Genomic DNA, 14,176 nt, shown 5'->3' on the forward strand with positions numbered 1-14,176 from the left:
CATCCGGTGGTGGATCGGGCGAAAAAGGCGGGCGCAGCGGTTATCGGTGATATTGAGGTTTTTCTGCAGGAAAAAGAGGTGGGACGTGTCATTGGTGTTACGGGCACGAATGGTAAATCAACGACTTCGGCTCTGATACATCACCTTTTGACATCGGCCGGAAAGCTTTCCGCTCTTGGCGGAAATATCGGAACGCCGGTCATGGATCTCCCGGAACTCGAGCCTGAGGGTAGCTATGTTCTTGAGCTTTCCTCCTACCAGCTGGATTTAACGCCGTCCTGGCGGGCGGATGTGGCTATCCTTTTGAATATCACGCCCGATCACCTTGATCGTCATGGTGATATGGAAGGATATGCGGCCGTGAAAAAGCGCATTTTCCAGCATCAGGACGAAAATGGTGTCGCGATCATCAATATTGATGATCCGCTCTGTGAACATATAGCAACCTGTCTCGCCATCCATGGTGAGGGGAGGCTCATCCCCATTTCGACGACGTCGCCGATTGACGGCGGGGTCAGTGTTATTGACGGCCGTCTGGAGGACCGATCCTCAAGCGATCAATCTTGGACGATGGATATTTCAAAGATTGGATCTCTGCGCGGCCGTCATAACTGGCAAAATGCCGCCGCCGCGGTTGCGGCTGCGCGTACCGCGGGGCTGACGCCAGATGAAATCCGAGGCGGGCTTCAATCCTTCGGCGGGCTCGCTCACCGGATGGAAGAAGTGGGCCGAAGCGAGCATATTCTGTTCATCAACGATTCCAAGGCGACGAATGCCGAAGCGGCGGAAAAGGCGCTGACAAGTTTCGATAACATCTTCTGGATCGCGGGAGGGCGGCAGAAGGTGGGGGGAATATCCTCGCTTGCACCTCACTTCCATAGAATTCAAGAAGCTTTCTTGATTGGCGAAGCGGCGGACCAGTTTGCCGAAACGTTGGAAGGGGAGGTTCCGTTCCAGAAATGCCAGGATTTGAATGACGCGGTACGGCGGGCGGCTGAAGCCGCGCGGTCAGAGGGAAGCCGGTCGGCGGCCGTTCTCTTGTCGCCTGCGGCTGCGAGTTTTGATCAATTTACCAGCTTCGAAGCCCGGGGCGACGCGTTTCGCGCCGCCGTGCAGCAATGGATCACGGAGGAAATGTTATGACTACCTTTACCCGCCTTGATCGTTCCGTTGTCGGAAGCTGGTGGTGGACTGTCGATCGCTGGACGCTCGTCGCCGTTGGCCTTCTCGTCGCGATGGGTGGGGTGATGGTGCTGGCGGCAAGTCCGGCTATTGCTGCAAGGCTTCATCTTGACAGCTTCCATTTTGTTCGCCGCCAGTTTATGTATCTGCCGATGGCCGCGATGGCGATTTTCGCCATATCGCTTCTTTCGCCTCTCTGGGTGCGGCGTCTCGCGGTGGTCTGTTTTGGCGTTTTCTCCATTCTGACAATTGCGACTTTGCTGGTTGGGCCTGAAGTGAAGGGCGCGCATCGATGGCTACAGTTTGGCAGCTTCACCCTCCAGCCGACGGAGTTCCTAAAGCCGTCCTTTGCGGTCGTTGCCGCCTGGATGTTCGCGGAGCAACGCCGCAGCGACGAAATTCCGGGAAATTTGATCTCGATCGCGTTGTTTGTTTTTGTGGTCTCCTTACTTCTCCTGCAGCCTGATGTCGGCATGACGCTGGTTGTCTCCGCCGTCTGGTTCGCCCAGTTTTTCCTTGCGGGCCTGCCGATCATCTGGGTTGTCATGTTTGTTGTTGTCGGCATTGTGAGCGCCGCTGCGGCCTATAGCCTGTTCCCCCATGTGGCGAGCCGCGTTGATCGGTTCATGGATCCATCGGGCGGCGGGAACTACCAGATCGAACGCGCGATGGAGGCCTTTCAAACCGGCGGATTTTTTGGCGTCGGGCCGGGAGATGGCTCGGTGAAGCGTCAGCTTCCCGACGCTCATACGGACTTTATCTTTGCTGTGTTAGGTGAGGAATTTGGCGTTGTGATTTGTCTTCTCGTTGTGGCCCTCTTCGCCTTTATAGTGCTTCGCGGGTTTAGTCGTTTGCTGGAAGAAAAGAATTTCTTTGTCGTGCTCGCCGCCGCCGGATTGCTCACCCAGTTCGGTCTGCAGGCCGTGATTAACATCGGCGTTAATCTTCGGCTGATGCCGACCAAGGGAATGACGCTGCCCTTTATCTCCTATGGAGGCTCATCGATGTTCGCGCTCGCGCTTCTAATGGGCATGCTGCTCGCGCTCAGCCGCCGCCGAGCCGGTGCCGGGGAGTTACGATGACGCAGGCGAAACAACAGATAATATTGGCGAGTGGTGGTACGGGCGGGCATATATTCCCCGCCCGCGCGCTTGCGGAAGAGCTGACGGCACGGGGGTTTGAGGTTACGCTCATCACCGATATGCGCGGTGAGAAATATGACGAGCTGTTTCCTGGCGTTTCTATTCTCCAGGTCAAGTCTGGCTCGCCTTCGATAGGCGGGCTTATCGGAAAAATAAAGGCCGTTGCCGCTCTTCTTGTGGGCTTCCTACAGTCGCGCAAAATACTGCGCCGGCTCCGGCCCTTGGCCGTTGTTGGATTTGGCGGTTATCCCTCCATGCCACCGGCAGCGGCGGCGGCGAGTCTTGGGGTTCCCTTGGTGCTGCATGAACAGAATGCCGTGCTGGGTCGGGTGAACAAGCTGCTGGCGGGCTATGCGAAGATCATCGCAACGTCCTTCGATAACACGGAAAGCCCGGATAACGAGACAGCAAACAAGATGATTTATACCGGCAATCCCGTCCGACGCGCGATCCTACCGCTATTCGGCAAGGGCTACATAAGTCCGGTGGCAAACGGATCTATCAACCTTCTCATCCTTGGTGGCAGTCAGGGGGCGACGATCCTTTCAGAAGTCGTGCCGGCCGCGCTTGCCGCCCTTCCGGATGACCTGAAGTCGCGTTTGCATGTAACGCAGCAATGCCGCACCGAAGATATCGATAAGGTCCGTGTGCACTATCAGAAAAGTGGGATAGAAGCGAATTTGGCTAGCTTTTTTGACAATGTGGCGGAACTGCTGGAGGGGTGCCATCTGGCGATCACGCGCTCCGGCGCGTCTACCTTGTCCGAACTGACCGTGGCGGGTAGACCGTCGCTTCTGGTGCCCTACAAGCATGCCATGGACGATCATCAACGTAAGAACGGGGAGAATGCAGTAGCGCGTGGCGCGGCGCGGCTTGTTTTGCAGGATAATTTCACAGTTGAAGAAGTATGTCGCCAGTTGACGGACCTTTTGAGGCACCCGGACTGCTTGTCTGTTATGGCAAATGCGGCAACGAGCCTTGGTGAAATTCATGCTGCGGAAAAGCTCGCTGATCTGGTCGAGCGATTCAAATCCGTCAACAGCGACAATAAGAATAGTGGAAAGGCAGCGGCATGAGAAAGCTTCCCCTTGATATGGGCCTTGTTCATTTCGTCGGGATCGGCGGGATCGGGATGAGCGGTATTGCGGAAGTGATGCATACTCTGGGCTATCAGGTACAAGGCTCTGACCTTGCGGCCAATGCCAATGTCGAACGCCTCCGTGGCCTTGGCATTACGGTGCATGTGGGTCATGACGCCAAAAATCTGGGTGAGGCTCAGGTTGTCGTAATTTCCTCAGCGGTGAAGGCGGATAACCCGGAAGTGCGCGAAGCGCGCAACCACCTTATACCCGTCGTCCGCCGCGCGGAAATGCTGGCCGAATTGATGCGGTTGAAATCGGCAATCGCTGTTGGCGGCACTCACGGCAAGACGACAACGACCTCGATGCTGGCGAGCCTGCTGGACGCGGCGGGGATGGAGCCAACGGTCATCAATGGCGGTATTATCAACGCCTATGGGACTAATGCCCGCCTAGGTAATGGCGAATGGATGGTGGTCGAGGCGGATGAGTCCGATGGCAGTTTCACCAAATTGCCGGCAACGATTGCCGTGGTAACCAATATCGACCCGGAACATCTGGATTTCTATGGCAATTTTGACGGTGTGCGCGATGCCTTCCAGACATTTGTCCAGAATATTCCCTTCTACGGATTCGCAGCGGTTTGCATCGACCATCCCGAGGTGCAGGCCCTGATCGGCCGCATTTCGGATCGGCGGCTTGTCTCCTACGGGCGCTCTCCGCAAGCGGATTATCGGGCAACGGATATTCGATTTGCGGACGGGCATGCGCATTTCAATGTAGAGCTTAGCAATCGTGTCGAAGGCGATGCGCGCGAAATGACGGGTTTCGAACTTCCGATGCCGGGAACGCACAATGTCATGAATGCGCTCGCGGCGATCACGGTGGGCAAGGAAATGGGGTTCTCGGAAGAAGACCTTAAAAAAGGGCTTCGCAATTTCGGTGGCGTAAAACGGCGTTTTACCAAGACCGGCGAGGTTGGGGGCGTCACCATAATCGACGACTATGGTCATCATCCTGTGGAGATTGCATCGGTTTTGTCCGCTGCGCGTCAAGCCTATGATGAAAAGGTGATCGCCGTCGTGCAGCCGCACCGTTATTCCCGCCTTCATGATCTGTTTGAGGAATTCTGCACCTGCTTCAACGATGCGGACACCGTTATTGTCGCGGATATCTATGAAGCAGGTGAAGCGCCAATTCCAGGAATTGATAAGGAGCATTTTGCGGAAGCCCTTCGCGCTCGTGGGCATCGCCATGTCTTGCCACTTGATGGACCCGAGGCACTGGCGGCCCTGATTAAGGAAAACAGCCATCCCGGCGATGTTGTCGTTTGTCTGGGCGCGGGTTCCATTTCAGCCTGGGCGAATGCTTTGCCGGGGGAGCTTGAGAATCTGATGGGCGAGGAAAAGGTAGGATGAATGAGATGACTCCCATGGAGCCACAAAATTCGACCAATGAGAAGTTGATCGATCGTATGCCATCGGTTCGCGGACGGCTGCGTGAGAATACTGATCTTGGCAAGGTGACCTGGTTTCAGGTGGGAGGACCAGCAGATGTGCTTTTCAAGCCTGAGGATGATGAGGATCTCGCGGATTTTCTGAAAAATCTTCCGAAAGATATTCCTGTTCATGTCATCGGTGTCGGGTCGAACCTTCTTGTGCGCGACGGCGGGGTGCGCGGCGTTGTTATCCGGCTCGGCCGTCACTTTGCGAAAATGAGCAATGACGGCGACACGCTGGCTGTCGGTGCGGGGGCGCTGGATGGTCATGTGGCGCGATTTGCGGCTGATGCAGGACTGGAAGGCGCGGAATTCCTGAGTGGTATTCCTGGCGGGATCGGCGGCGCGCTGCGAATGAACGCCGGGGCCTATGGTGCCGATATTTCCGATATTTTCCTGTCTGCCGTTGCCTATGACCGGAACGGTGAGCGCCACGAACTTAGCCTCAAGGAAATGGGATTTTCCTATCGTCATACGGATGTCCCGAAAGACTGGATATTCACACAGGCATCGTTCCGCCTCTCACCCGGGGACCGGCAGGAAATACTGGATCGAATGGCGGATATTTCCCGCAATCGCGAAGAAAGTCAGCCGGTGCGGAGCCGGACAGGTGGTTCCACCTTCGCCAATCCTCCCGGAAAAAAGGCGTGGGAGTTGATCGATGATGTCGGGGGGCGCGGCTTTGCCATTGGCAATGCCATGGTGTCGGAGAAACACTGCAATTTCCTGATCAATAAGGGGGCCGCAAAAGCGGCCGACCTGGAGGCGATCGGAGAAGAATTGCGCCGCCGTGTTTTTGCAAAGCATGACACATTGTTGCGCTGGGAAATCGTTCGCCTCGGGGAGGCTGATGTGCCAACGGAAGGAGTCGGATCATGAAACATGTCGCCGTCTTAATGGGGGGCTGGTCCGCCGAACGGGAAGTTTCCATGAATAGCGGCCTTGCCTGTAGCGAGGCGCTGAAATCCTGCGGTTACAAAGTAACGCCGGTCGATGTCGGGCGCAATATTGCCGAGACCCTGAGCGAGGTGAAGCCGGATGTCTGCTTTAATGCGCTGCATGGCCGCTATGGGGAGGATGGCTATATTCAGGGGTTGCTGGAAATCATCGGCATTCCCTATACCCATTCCGGCGTGCTGGCGTCGGCCCTTGCCATGGATAAACCGGTTGCCAAGACGCTCTTTGCTGAGGTGGGGATTCCTATCGCGGACGGAAAAATATTCACGCGCCAGGAAATTCAGGACGGCGCCAGCTATCCGAAGCCGTTCGTCGTCAAGCCCCTTAATGAGGGGTCCAGCGTTGGCGTGACCATTATTCTGGATAACGAGAATATCAGCCTTCAGGACCTTCCCTGGACATTCGGCGAAAAAGTCCTGATCGAAAGCTTTATTCCCGGCCGGGAGATTCAGGTTGCCGTTATGGGCGATACAGCCCTTGGGGCGGTCGAGATCAGGCCGCTCGGCCGGTTTTACGACTATGAGGCCAAATATACAGCCGGAAAGGCGGAACATCTGATGCCGGCTCCTATTGATCCCGCGGACTACGAAGAGGCGTTGCGGCTGGCGTTGCTTGCCCACCAGACATTGGGGTGTCGCGGCGTCAGCCGGAGCGATCTCCGCTTCGATGATACGGGGGATGGTCCGGGGAAATTTTATATGCTGGAAACGAATACTCAGCCGGGCATGACATCGCTCAGCCTCGTTCCGGAAATTGCCGCTCACTCCGGCATTTCCTTTGAAGAGCTTGTTCGCTGGATTGTGGAGGATGCATCATGCGACCGATAACCATAGACAAGGAGGACCGCGTTATCCCGTCAACCGCGGGTTCGCGTAAGGCGACGTCCAAGAACGGCGGGTTGATTAAAAGCTTGCGTGGTGGCGGTAAAAAGAAAAAGGCAGCAAAAAGGAAGACGGAACCCGGATTTTCTACCGGTGCCGCGTTTTCCCGCCTTGGCAGTATGACGGTCGGAATCACAGACCGGGTCAGTGCGCCCTTCAGATCGGAGAAATCACGTCGGGGCGGACGACGCAAGCCCACCCCCGCTTGGCGCAAGCCTGCCGTTATATGCGGCGGTGTATTGCTTGTGGCGATCATCATTGGCGGCGCAACAAATTTCATCGTGCGGGCGGAACTGTTTGAGAAAAGCGCACTCTGGATTGATGAGCAGCAGCAGGCTCTTGCGGAAGTTTTTGGTCTCACTGTCCAGCAGATTAGCGTGGTGGGGCGCGATAAAACATCCGGGGACGATATTCTTCACGTTCTTGATGTTGATCGTGGCGACAGTATCCTGGGTGTTGACCCCGAGGCAGCGCGCGAACGGCTGGAAACTCTCGGGTGGATCGAAAGTGCCTCGGTGATGCGCCGCTACCCGGATGAGATATTTGTCGAAATCACAGAGCGGCGTCCCTATGCCCGCTGGCAGATTGATGGAAAAACCGGCGTGATTGATCGGACCGGTGCTCTTGTCTCAAGAAAGGATGAGGCCGCTTTCCGGTATCTTCCGAAGGTCGTTGGGGTCGGTGCGAATGATCACGCGGCGGAACTGTTCGATATGCTGGCGCAGACGCCGGAACTTTTCACCCGGCTTGATAGCGCGGTTCGTATCCGCGATCGCCGATGGAACCTTGAGTTCAAGAACGACGTGCTGGTGCTGCTGCCCGAAAAAGGTGCATCGCAGGCCTGGAAACAGCTTTACCAGATACAGAATGAGCAGAAGATTCTCGACAAGGACGTGGTTGCAATCGATCTGCGCGGGAAGGACCGCATGTATGTGCGGTTGAAGGATGAGGCGGCGAAACTCCGTCGTCTTGCGGGGAACGATACATGATCAAAAGTCGGGCAAGCCGGTTTGAAAGCAGGACGGAGCGAGTGAAAAGGTAATGGCAGCGGGACGTAATGGACCTTTGGCGGCACTGGATGTCGGATCGACGAAAGTATGTTGCTTCGTCGCGACGGAGGAGGCTGGGCGTCTTCGCATAACCGGTATTGGCCATCAGGTCTCCCGCGGGTTGCGGGCGGGCGGAATTACCAATATGGAAATGGCGGAGGAAGCCATTCGCTCCGCCGTTGATGCCGCCGAACGCATGGCAGGGGAAACTATCCGGGAAGTGTTCCTGGGTGTATCTGCCGGGAAGCCCGCCTCGCAGACTGTCGATGTCGAAATGTCGATCGGCGGGCAGGAAATAACCGAGAAAGATCTGCAGCGCACCTTGAAGGAAGCTCGCGCCAGCTATCAGCCGGAGGGGCGCACTGTCGTCCATGCGCTTCCCGTTGGATATACGGTGGATGGTAATCGCGGCATTCGCGATCCGCGCGGGATGTATGGGGAGAGCCTCGGCGTCAGCATGCATATGGTTTCCTTGCAGAACAGTCATATGCGTAATTTGGCCAACTGTGTCGAGCGCTGTCACCTTGGAGTCGCAGGCATGGTTTCCGCGCCCTATGCCTCAGGGCTTGCCTGCCTGGTGGAAGATGAAATGGATCTCGGCGTGACTTTGATCGATATGGGCGGGGGCTCGACGTCCTTCGCCGTCTTTTACGACGGGGAAATGGTTTATAACGAGGTGATTCCGGTTGGCGGTGGTCATGTCAGCAATGATATCGCGCGCGGGCTATCGACAACGCTCGCCAATGCGGAGCGGATGAAGACGCTTTACGGAAACGCTCTCGCCAGCCCGGCCGATGAGAAGGAAATCATCGATGTTCCGCTGATCGGGGAGATGGATCATGACGTCGCCAATCATGTGCCGCGCTCCATGCTCGTCGGGATTATCAAGCCTCGACTTGAAGAAATTCTGGAGCTGGTTAATGACCGGCTTACGGCTTCCGGTTTTAATAAAGTTGCCGGGCGCCGGGCCGTCCTTTGCGGCGGCGCGGCGCAGCTTTCCGGGGTGCAGGAACTGACCGCCCGCGTTCTCGATAAGCAGGTGCGCATGGGTAAACCTATCCGTGTTAAGGGGCTTGCCGATGCGACGGATGGACCCGCCTTCACCACGGTTGCCGGGTTGCTGTCCTATGCGGTGCAGGAACGGTTTGATGAGGGTATCAAGATGTCGGTGGCGGAAAAGCCGCCGAAAAACCGGTTTTTGCGGGTAGGAAACTGGTTCAAGGAGAATTTTTAGGCAAAAAAATGCAGAAAAATTGTCAATATAGTGAGAAGTAGGGTTTCATTAACCACAATATTTGGTATTAATTAGCTGTTCGTCAGCGTAGTAGAGGAGGAGAGTACCGTGAGTATCAATTTGTCAGTGCCGGAGCAGTCAGAGCTAAAACCGAAAATCTTGGTATTAGGCGTTGGAGGGGCTGGCGGTAACGCGGTGAACAACATGATTTCCTCGGAACTCCAAGGGGTGGAGTTCGTTGTTGCCAATACCGACGCACAAGCATTGAAACAGAGTTTGGCGGAGCGTCGTATTCAACTGGGAGCTGAGCTGACCGAAGGGCTCGGCGCCGGGTCAAAACCTCATGTCGGGGCTGGTGCGGCGGAAGAAGCGCTTGACGAAATTATCGGCCATCTTGAAGGCGTGCATATGTGCTTTATCACCGCCGGTATGGGCGGCGGCACGGGAACAGGCGCGGCACCGGTTGTGGCGCGGGCGGCCCGCGAAAAAGGAATTCTCACCGTTGGCGTCGTAACGAAACCTTTCCAGTTTGAAGGCAGCCACCGGATGCGGATCGCCGAGGCGGGCATCGAGGAACTGCAGCGTTATGTGGATACGCTGATTATCATTCCAAATCAAAATCTCTTCCGTATCGCCAATGAGAAAACCACCTTTGCCGATGCGTTCAACATGGCCGATGAAGTGCTTCATTCCGGCGTGCGGGGCGTTACCGACCTGATGGTTATGCCGGGCCTGATCAATCTTGACTTTGCTGACGTGAACACGGTCATGAATGAAATGGGCAAGGCGATGATGGGCACCGGCGAAGCGAGCGGTGAAAACCGTGCTATAGAGGCTGCCGAAGCCGCTATCTCTAATCCGTTGCTTGATGATGTCTCCATGAAGGGCGCGCGCGGTGTCCTGATCAATATCACAGGCGGTATGGACCTTACCTTGTATGAACTTGATGAGGCCGCAAACCGCATTCGCAGTGAGGTTGATCCGGAAGCGAACATTATCGTCGGGTCCACATTTGATACGGAGATGGAAGGCAGCATGCGGGTTTCTGTCGTTGCGACAGGTATTGACGCGCTGGAGGCACAAAAGGCCAATTCTCCCAATGTTACATCTCTCCGGTCGCTAAAGGGTGAAGGCAAGGCGCCGTCTCTCTCAACGTCGGGAACATCGGATGGGGCTCCGATGGTGCCTGCGGCTGCGGATATCTCTGCGTCAGGTTTTGGCGCGACGGTGCCTGGTGGAAACTTCTCCGGTCAGCCGGTAGCTCACGCAGGCGATGCAACGTCCGGATCGGAAAATCTTGAGATGGGCTCTACATCGACGGATGCTGGCTATATGAGCGGAAACCTGGCCGTCGATCAGGAACGCGATCTACTCTCCGACATTGATGGAGAAATGGAAGAGAGCGAACAGTCTTTCTCTGAAGCAGAAGGGAAAGACAGCCCCTTCTCGGCACCGCCAGCGATCAAGGTCGATAAAAGCCCGGAAAAGCTCGTTAATCCGGATGCATATGAAGCGTTGGTCGATGCGGCGGATCCAAAGTCGAAAAAACGCGGACCAAGTCTGTTTGAGCGAATGACCGGCGTTAGCCGCAACTTTCGTAAGGAAACGGCTAGGGAAGAAGCTCCGGCACCGGTTCGCAAAGAGCCGACAAGCACCCGGGTAGCCTCGACACCTGCCGCGCCTGCACCGGCGGTGGCGCAGAACCCGACGGTACGCAAGGAAGTCACCTCTTCGGTAAAGATCGAGCAGAAGCAGGAGGACGAAGATCTTCTTGATATTCCCGCCTTCCTGCGTCGGCAGGCGAACTAAGCCGTTAAGCTCCGATACAATAAAGAAAAGGCGTGAAACTGGGTAGGTTTCACGCCTTTTTTTACGCGGCGGTGCCCCGCTATTTCAAGTCTGTATTTTAATCCGTGTCGAGGGGAAAAGAGGTTTCCGATTTAGAGACAGTCGCAGCCGTGACAGGGCTTAGCGCCCACTGTCGTGCTTGCCATATGCGAACGTATGCTCCTCAGTGCGTCTGCTAACAAAACTAAGATGCTATATCTGTATCTGACCATCGTCCCATTCCTCTTAAAGTCGCGATCACGAGAAGATAATACATCGCCCGGGCGCATTCCCCAAGCGAAAGAGATGTGCGCAGCGTCACAGGTGGCACAATAAGTTGTATATCAGGTCTGCTACGGCCATTTTACTTCCGGGGGCAGCGACATCAGGATAGCCTCCGTATTCCCGCCTGTTTTGAGGCCGAACGTCGTTCCCCTGTCATATAAGAGGTTAAATTCGACATAGCGCCCGCGGCGGATGAGCTGATGTTCGCGCTGTTTCGCCGTCCATTTCCTGTTCATATGACGACGAACAATTTCCGGATAAATATCACGAAACGCTCGGCCAATATCCTGGGTAAAGGCAAAGTCCCTCTCCCAGCCGGTTTCCAGTCGATCATAGAATATGCCGCCGACACCGCGAGGCTCATCACGATGAGGCAGGAAGAAATACTCGTCACACCATTTCTTGAAGCGCGGATAGTAATCCGGGTCATGACGATCGCAGGCAGTTCTCAGCGCGGCATGAAAATCATCTGTGTCTTGTGCATCCGGATACATCGGCGTCAGGTCGGCCCCGCCGCCGAACCAGCGATTGGCGGTTACGATATGGCGGGTATTCATATGCACTGCGGGGACGAGAGGGGACTGCATATGGGCGACAAGGGAGATACCGCTCGCCCAGAAAGTGCCATCGACCTCGGTTCCCGGAATGGATTTCCGGAATTCCTCTGAGAACTGGCCATGAACGGTGGAGATATTGACGCCGACTTTCTCGAATACGCGGCCTTTCATCACTGACATCTCGCCGCCGCCGCCGCCCGGTCGATCCCATTTTGTAACCTTAAAACGTCCCGGCTCCCGGTCACTAAGTTGCCCGGTCAGGTCCTGCTCCAGTTTCTCGAAACTCTCCCGTATCTGATCACGCAAAGTCCGAAACCACTCGACTGCCTGGCTCTTCTGGAATTCTGTCGGGTTATCTGTCATGAACCTACCGTATTTCGAAAGAAGTTGAGGGTTTGGGGAAGCCTGCCGTTTGCCGAAGCGCCTCACCCAGTACCATGGCGGCGGAAAGCGCGATATTGATCGACCGCATGCCTTCCGTCATCGGGATTATCAGACGATGGTCCGCCAAGTCATGAACTTCCTGCGGCACGCCGGCACTTTCGCGCCCTAAAAGAAGAATATCCGATTCTGTGAATGTAAAATCCGTATAGGCAGTGTCGGCCTTTGTGGTCAATAAAATGAGGCGTTTACCGTTTTTATGCGTGGCGAATTCCTGCCATGAAATATGGCGTGTGACATCTGCCGCGTCGGCATAGTCCATTACGGCTCTTTTGAGGTCTTTCGCGCCGAAAGGAAAGCCGCAAGGCTCGATAATATCGACCGGAACGCCAAGGCAGGCGCCCAATCTGAGCATGGTCCCGACGTTGGGGGCTATATCTGGTTGGTAAAGTGCAAGTCGCATCTTGCTGTTGTACTGGGAGTGTTGTAACAAATACAGGAAAATTGCGCGCTTTATTGTCGCATCGGGCACGTTCTGACTGGACATGTCGGCATTATGATGACAAAAAGCGGGCGCGGTAAATTTATTTTTATAGGCTTTGGGGAAAGTAAATGACGACAACCACCCCTGAAGAAGAAAACGGCGTAAAGCGCCGTGATTTTCTTTATATTGCTGCGGGCGGCCTTGGCGCCGTGGGGACGGCAGCGGCCATTTGGCCCTTTATCTCGCAAATGAACCCATCTGCGGATGTTCTTGCACTGTCAACGACCGAAGTTGACCTTGAAGGCATTGAAACCGGATCTGAGGTCACTGTAGTTTGGCAGGGCAAGCCGGTTTTTGTGAGGCATCGGACGGAAGAGGATATCGAGAGGGCCGAAGATGTCGACCTCGCGGACTTACCTGATCCGCAACCTGATTCTGATCGGGTGATCAAGCCTGAATGGCTGATTATGGTCGGTATCTGCACCCATCTGGGCTGCGTCCCGCTTAAAGGGCAGGGTGATTACGGGGGATGGTTCTGTCCCTGTCATGGATCGCATTATGATACGTCAGGACGTATCCGTAAGGGGCCGGCACCATTGAATCTGGTCATTCCGCCTTACGAGTTCCTGGACGATAATAATATCAAGATCGGGTAGGGGGCCCCAAGATGTCTTTTGAACCTAAAAATCCTGTCGTCAAATGGGTAGAGGATCGCTTGCCGATCACGGGGATGCTTCACCATGCTCTCTATGAATACCCGACGCCAAAGAATCTAAGCTACTGGTGGACATTCGGCTCTCTGGCTGGCGTTATGCTGGTTGTGCAGATTGTTACCGGTATTGTGCTCGCGATGCATTACACACCGCATGTCGACATGGCCTTTACCAGCGTTGAACATATCATGCGCGATGTGAATTACGGCTGGCTGCTCCGGTATATGCATGCCAATGGCGCCTCGATGTTCTTCATCGTCGTTTATCTTCATATCTTCCGGGGTCTGTACTATGGCTCCTACAAGGCTCCGCGGGAGCTTTTGTGGTGGCTCGGTCTGGTGATCTTCCTGCTGATGATGGCGACTGCCTTTATGGGCTATGTGCTTCCCTGGGGACAGATGAGCTTCTGGGGCGCAACAGTGATCACCAACCTGTTCGGGGCTATTCCGGTTGTGGGCGATAGCATTGTGACATGGCTCTGGGGTGGTTTTGCGGTTGATAACCCGACCCTGAACCGGTTCTTCAGCTTGCATTATCTGCTGCCTTTCGTGATTGTCGGGATCGTTATCCTGCATATCTGGGCGCTGCATACCAATGGCTCCAACAACCCGACGGGTGTGGAACTGAAAGATAAGCAGGACAGCATTCCTTTCCATCCTTACTACACGGTCAAGGACATGTATGGATTGGCGATTTTCCTGATTTTCTTCTCGGCCTTCCTGTTTTATGCGCCGAATTATATGGGCCATCCGGACAACTATATCCCGGCGAACCCGTTGGTGACCCCGGCGCATATCGTGCCTGAATGGTACTTCCTGCCGTTCTATGCGATCCTGCGAGCGGTCCCTGACAAGCTTGGCGGTGTTCTGCTGATGTTTGGGGCTATTGCGGTTCTGTTTGCGCTTCC

At 55.3% G+C, this 14,176-nt stretch carries 13 protein-coding genes; 11 read left to right on the forward strand and 2 right to left on the reverse strand.

Going from position 1 to position 14,176, the window contains the following annotated elements; genetic code table 11:
* The 9 genes from murD to ftsZ form a co-directional block, all read left to right on the forward strand.
* A partial coding sequence (murD, locus tag P1U71_RS10865) for a UDP-N-acetylmuramoyl-L-alanine--D-glutamate ligase (RefSeq protein ID WP_301105628.1) occupies positions 1 to 1,143 on the forward strand: 1,143 nt, incomplete at its 5' end.
* Positions 1,140 to 2,264, forward strand: coding sequence for a putative lipid II flippase FtsW (gene ftsW, locus P1U71_RS10870; RefSeq protein ID WP_301105629.1), 1,125 nt, complete (start codon positions 1,140 to 1,142; stop codon positions 2,262 to 2,264). The genes murD and ftsW, both read left to right, overlap by 4 nt.
* Positions 2,261 to 3,400: an undecaprenyldiphospho-muramoylpentapeptide beta-N-acetylglucosaminyltransferase gene (gene murG, locus P1U71_RS10875; protein ID WP_301105630.1), complete on the forward strand. Its 1,140-nt coding sequence runs from the start codon at positions 2,261 to 2,263 to the stop codon at positions 3,398 to 3,400. The genes ftsW and murG overlap by 4 nt, the downstream gene beginning before the upstream one ends.
* Entirely contained in the window at positions 3,397 to 4,821 is a 1,425-nt protein-coding gene (murC, locus tag P1U71_RS10880; protein ID WP_301105631.1) for a UDP-N-acetylmuramate--L-alanine ligase, read from the forward strand. The genes murG and murC overlap by 4 nt, the downstream gene beginning before the upstream one ends.
* Complete coding sequence (murB, locus tag P1U71_RS10885; RefSeq protein ID WP_301105632.1) at positions 4,818 to 5,780, forward strand: UDP-N-acetylmuramate dehydrogenase; 963 nt, start codon at positions 4,818 to 4,820, stop codon at positions 5,778 to 5,780. The genes murC and murB overlap by 4 nt, the downstream gene beginning before the upstream one ends.
* On the forward strand, positions 5,774 to 6,685 hold the full coding sequence (locus P1U71_RS10890; protein ID WP_367281175.1) for a D-alanine--D-alanine ligase: 912 nt from the start codon (positions 5,774 to 5,776) through the stop codon (positions 6,683 to 6,685). The genes murB and P1U71_RS10890 overlap by 7 nt, the downstream gene beginning before the upstream one ends.
* Positions 6,673 to 7,728: an FtsQ-type POTRA domain-containing protein gene (locus P1U71_RS10895; protein WP_301105634.1), complete on the forward strand. Its 1,056-nt coding sequence runs from the start codon at positions 6,673 to 6,675 to the stop codon at positions 7,726 to 7,728. Before P1U71_RS10890 ends, P1U71_RS10895 begins: the two co-directional genes overlap by 13 nt.
* A gap of 52 nt (positions 7,729 to 7,780) precedes the next feature.
* Positions 7,781 to 9,022 carry a cell division protein FtsA gene (ftsA, locus tag P1U71_RS10900; RefSeq protein ID WP_301105635.1) on the forward strand — a complete coding sequence of 414 codons (1,242 nt, stop codon included), beginning with the start codon at positions 7,781 to 7,783 and terminating at the stop codon, positions 9,020 to 9,022.
* A gap of 108 nt (positions 9,023 to 9,130) precedes the next feature.
* On the forward strand, positions 9,131 to 10,831 hold the full coding sequence (gene ftsZ, locus P1U71_RS10905; protein ID WP_301105636.1) for a cell division protein FtsZ: 1,701 nt from the start codon (positions 9,131 to 9,133) through the stop codon (positions 10,829 to 10,831).
* 371 nt (positions 10,832 to 11,202) lie between these two features.
* Here the strand turns inward: ftsZ and hemF are convergent, their stop codons facing one another.
* Positions 11,203 to 12,054, reverse strand: a complete 852-nt coding sequence (gene hemF, locus P1U71_RS10910) for an oxygen-dependent coproporphyrinogen oxidase (RefSeq protein WP_301105637.1) — start codon at positions 12,052 to 12,054, stop codon at positions 11,203 to 11,205.
* 4 nt (positions 12,055 to 12,058) lie between these two features.
* Positions 12,059 to 12,535, reverse strand: a complete 477-nt coding sequence (locus P1U71_RS10915; protein WP_367281176.1) for a tRNA (cytidine(34)-2'-O)-methyltransferase — start codon at positions 12,533 to 12,535, stop codon at positions 12,059 to 12,061.
* A 149-nt stretch (positions 12,536 to 12,684) separates the two neighbouring features.
* Between P1U71_RS10915 and petA the strand changes: the two genes are divergently transcribed.
* Together petA and P1U71_RS10925 are read left to right on the forward strand one after the other, a co-directional pair.
* On the forward strand, positions 12,685 to 13,212 hold the full coding sequence (gene petA, locus P1U71_RS10920; RefSeq protein WP_301105639.1) for a ubiquinol-cytochrome c reductase iron-sulfur subunit: 528 nt from the start codon (positions 12,685 to 12,687) through the stop codon (positions 13,210 to 13,212).
* 11 nt (positions 13,213 to 13,223) lie between these two features.
* Positions 13,224 to 14,176: cytochrome b/b6 (locus P1U71_RS10925; RefSeq protein ID WP_301105640.1), on the forward strand; the 953-nt coding region annotated here is incomplete at its 3' end.

The sequence above is a fragment of the Sneathiella sp. genome, assembly GCF_029233945.1.
Classification (GTDB): domain Bacteria; phylum Pseudomonadota; class Alphaproteobacteria; order Sneathiellales; family Sneathiellaceae; genus Sneathiella.

Excerpts from the sequence above, each read along its gene's own strand:
- murG (WP_301105630.1), top strand. The coding sequence starts at position 2,261 with ATGACGCAGGCGAAACAACAGATAATATTGGCGAGTGGTGGTACGGGC.
- P1U71_RS10895 (WP_301105634.1), top strand. The coding sequence starts at position 6,673 with ATGCGACCGATAACCATAGACAAGGAGGACCGCGTTATCCCGTCAACC.
- murC (WP_301105631.1), top strand. The coding sequence starts at position 3,397 with ATGAGAAAGCTTCCCCTTGATATGGGCCTTGTTCATTTCGTCGGGATC.
- petA (WP_301105639.1), top strand. The coding sequence starts at position 12,685 with ATGACGACAACCACCCCTGAAGAAGAAAACGGCGTAAAGCGCCGTGAT.
- ftsW (WP_301105629.1), top strand. The coding sequence starts at position 1,140 with ATGACTACCTTTACCCGCCTTGATCGTTCCGTTGTCGGAAGCTGGTGG.
- murB (WP_301105632.1), top strand. The coding sequence starts at position 4,818 with ATGAATGAGATGACTCCCATGGAGCCACAAAATTCGACCAATGAGAAG.
- hemF (WP_301105637.1), bottom strand. The coding sequence starts at position 12,054 with ATGACAGATAACCCGACAGAATTCCAGAAGAGCCAGGCAGTCGAGTGG.
- ftsA (WP_301105635.1), top strand. The coding sequence starts at position 7,781 with ATGGCAGCGGGACGTAATGGACCTTTGGCGGCACTGGATGTCGGATCG.
- P1U71_RS10915 (WP_367281176.1), bottom strand. The coding sequence starts at position 12,535 with ATGCGACTTGCACTTTACCAACCAGATATAGCCCCCAACGTCGGGACC.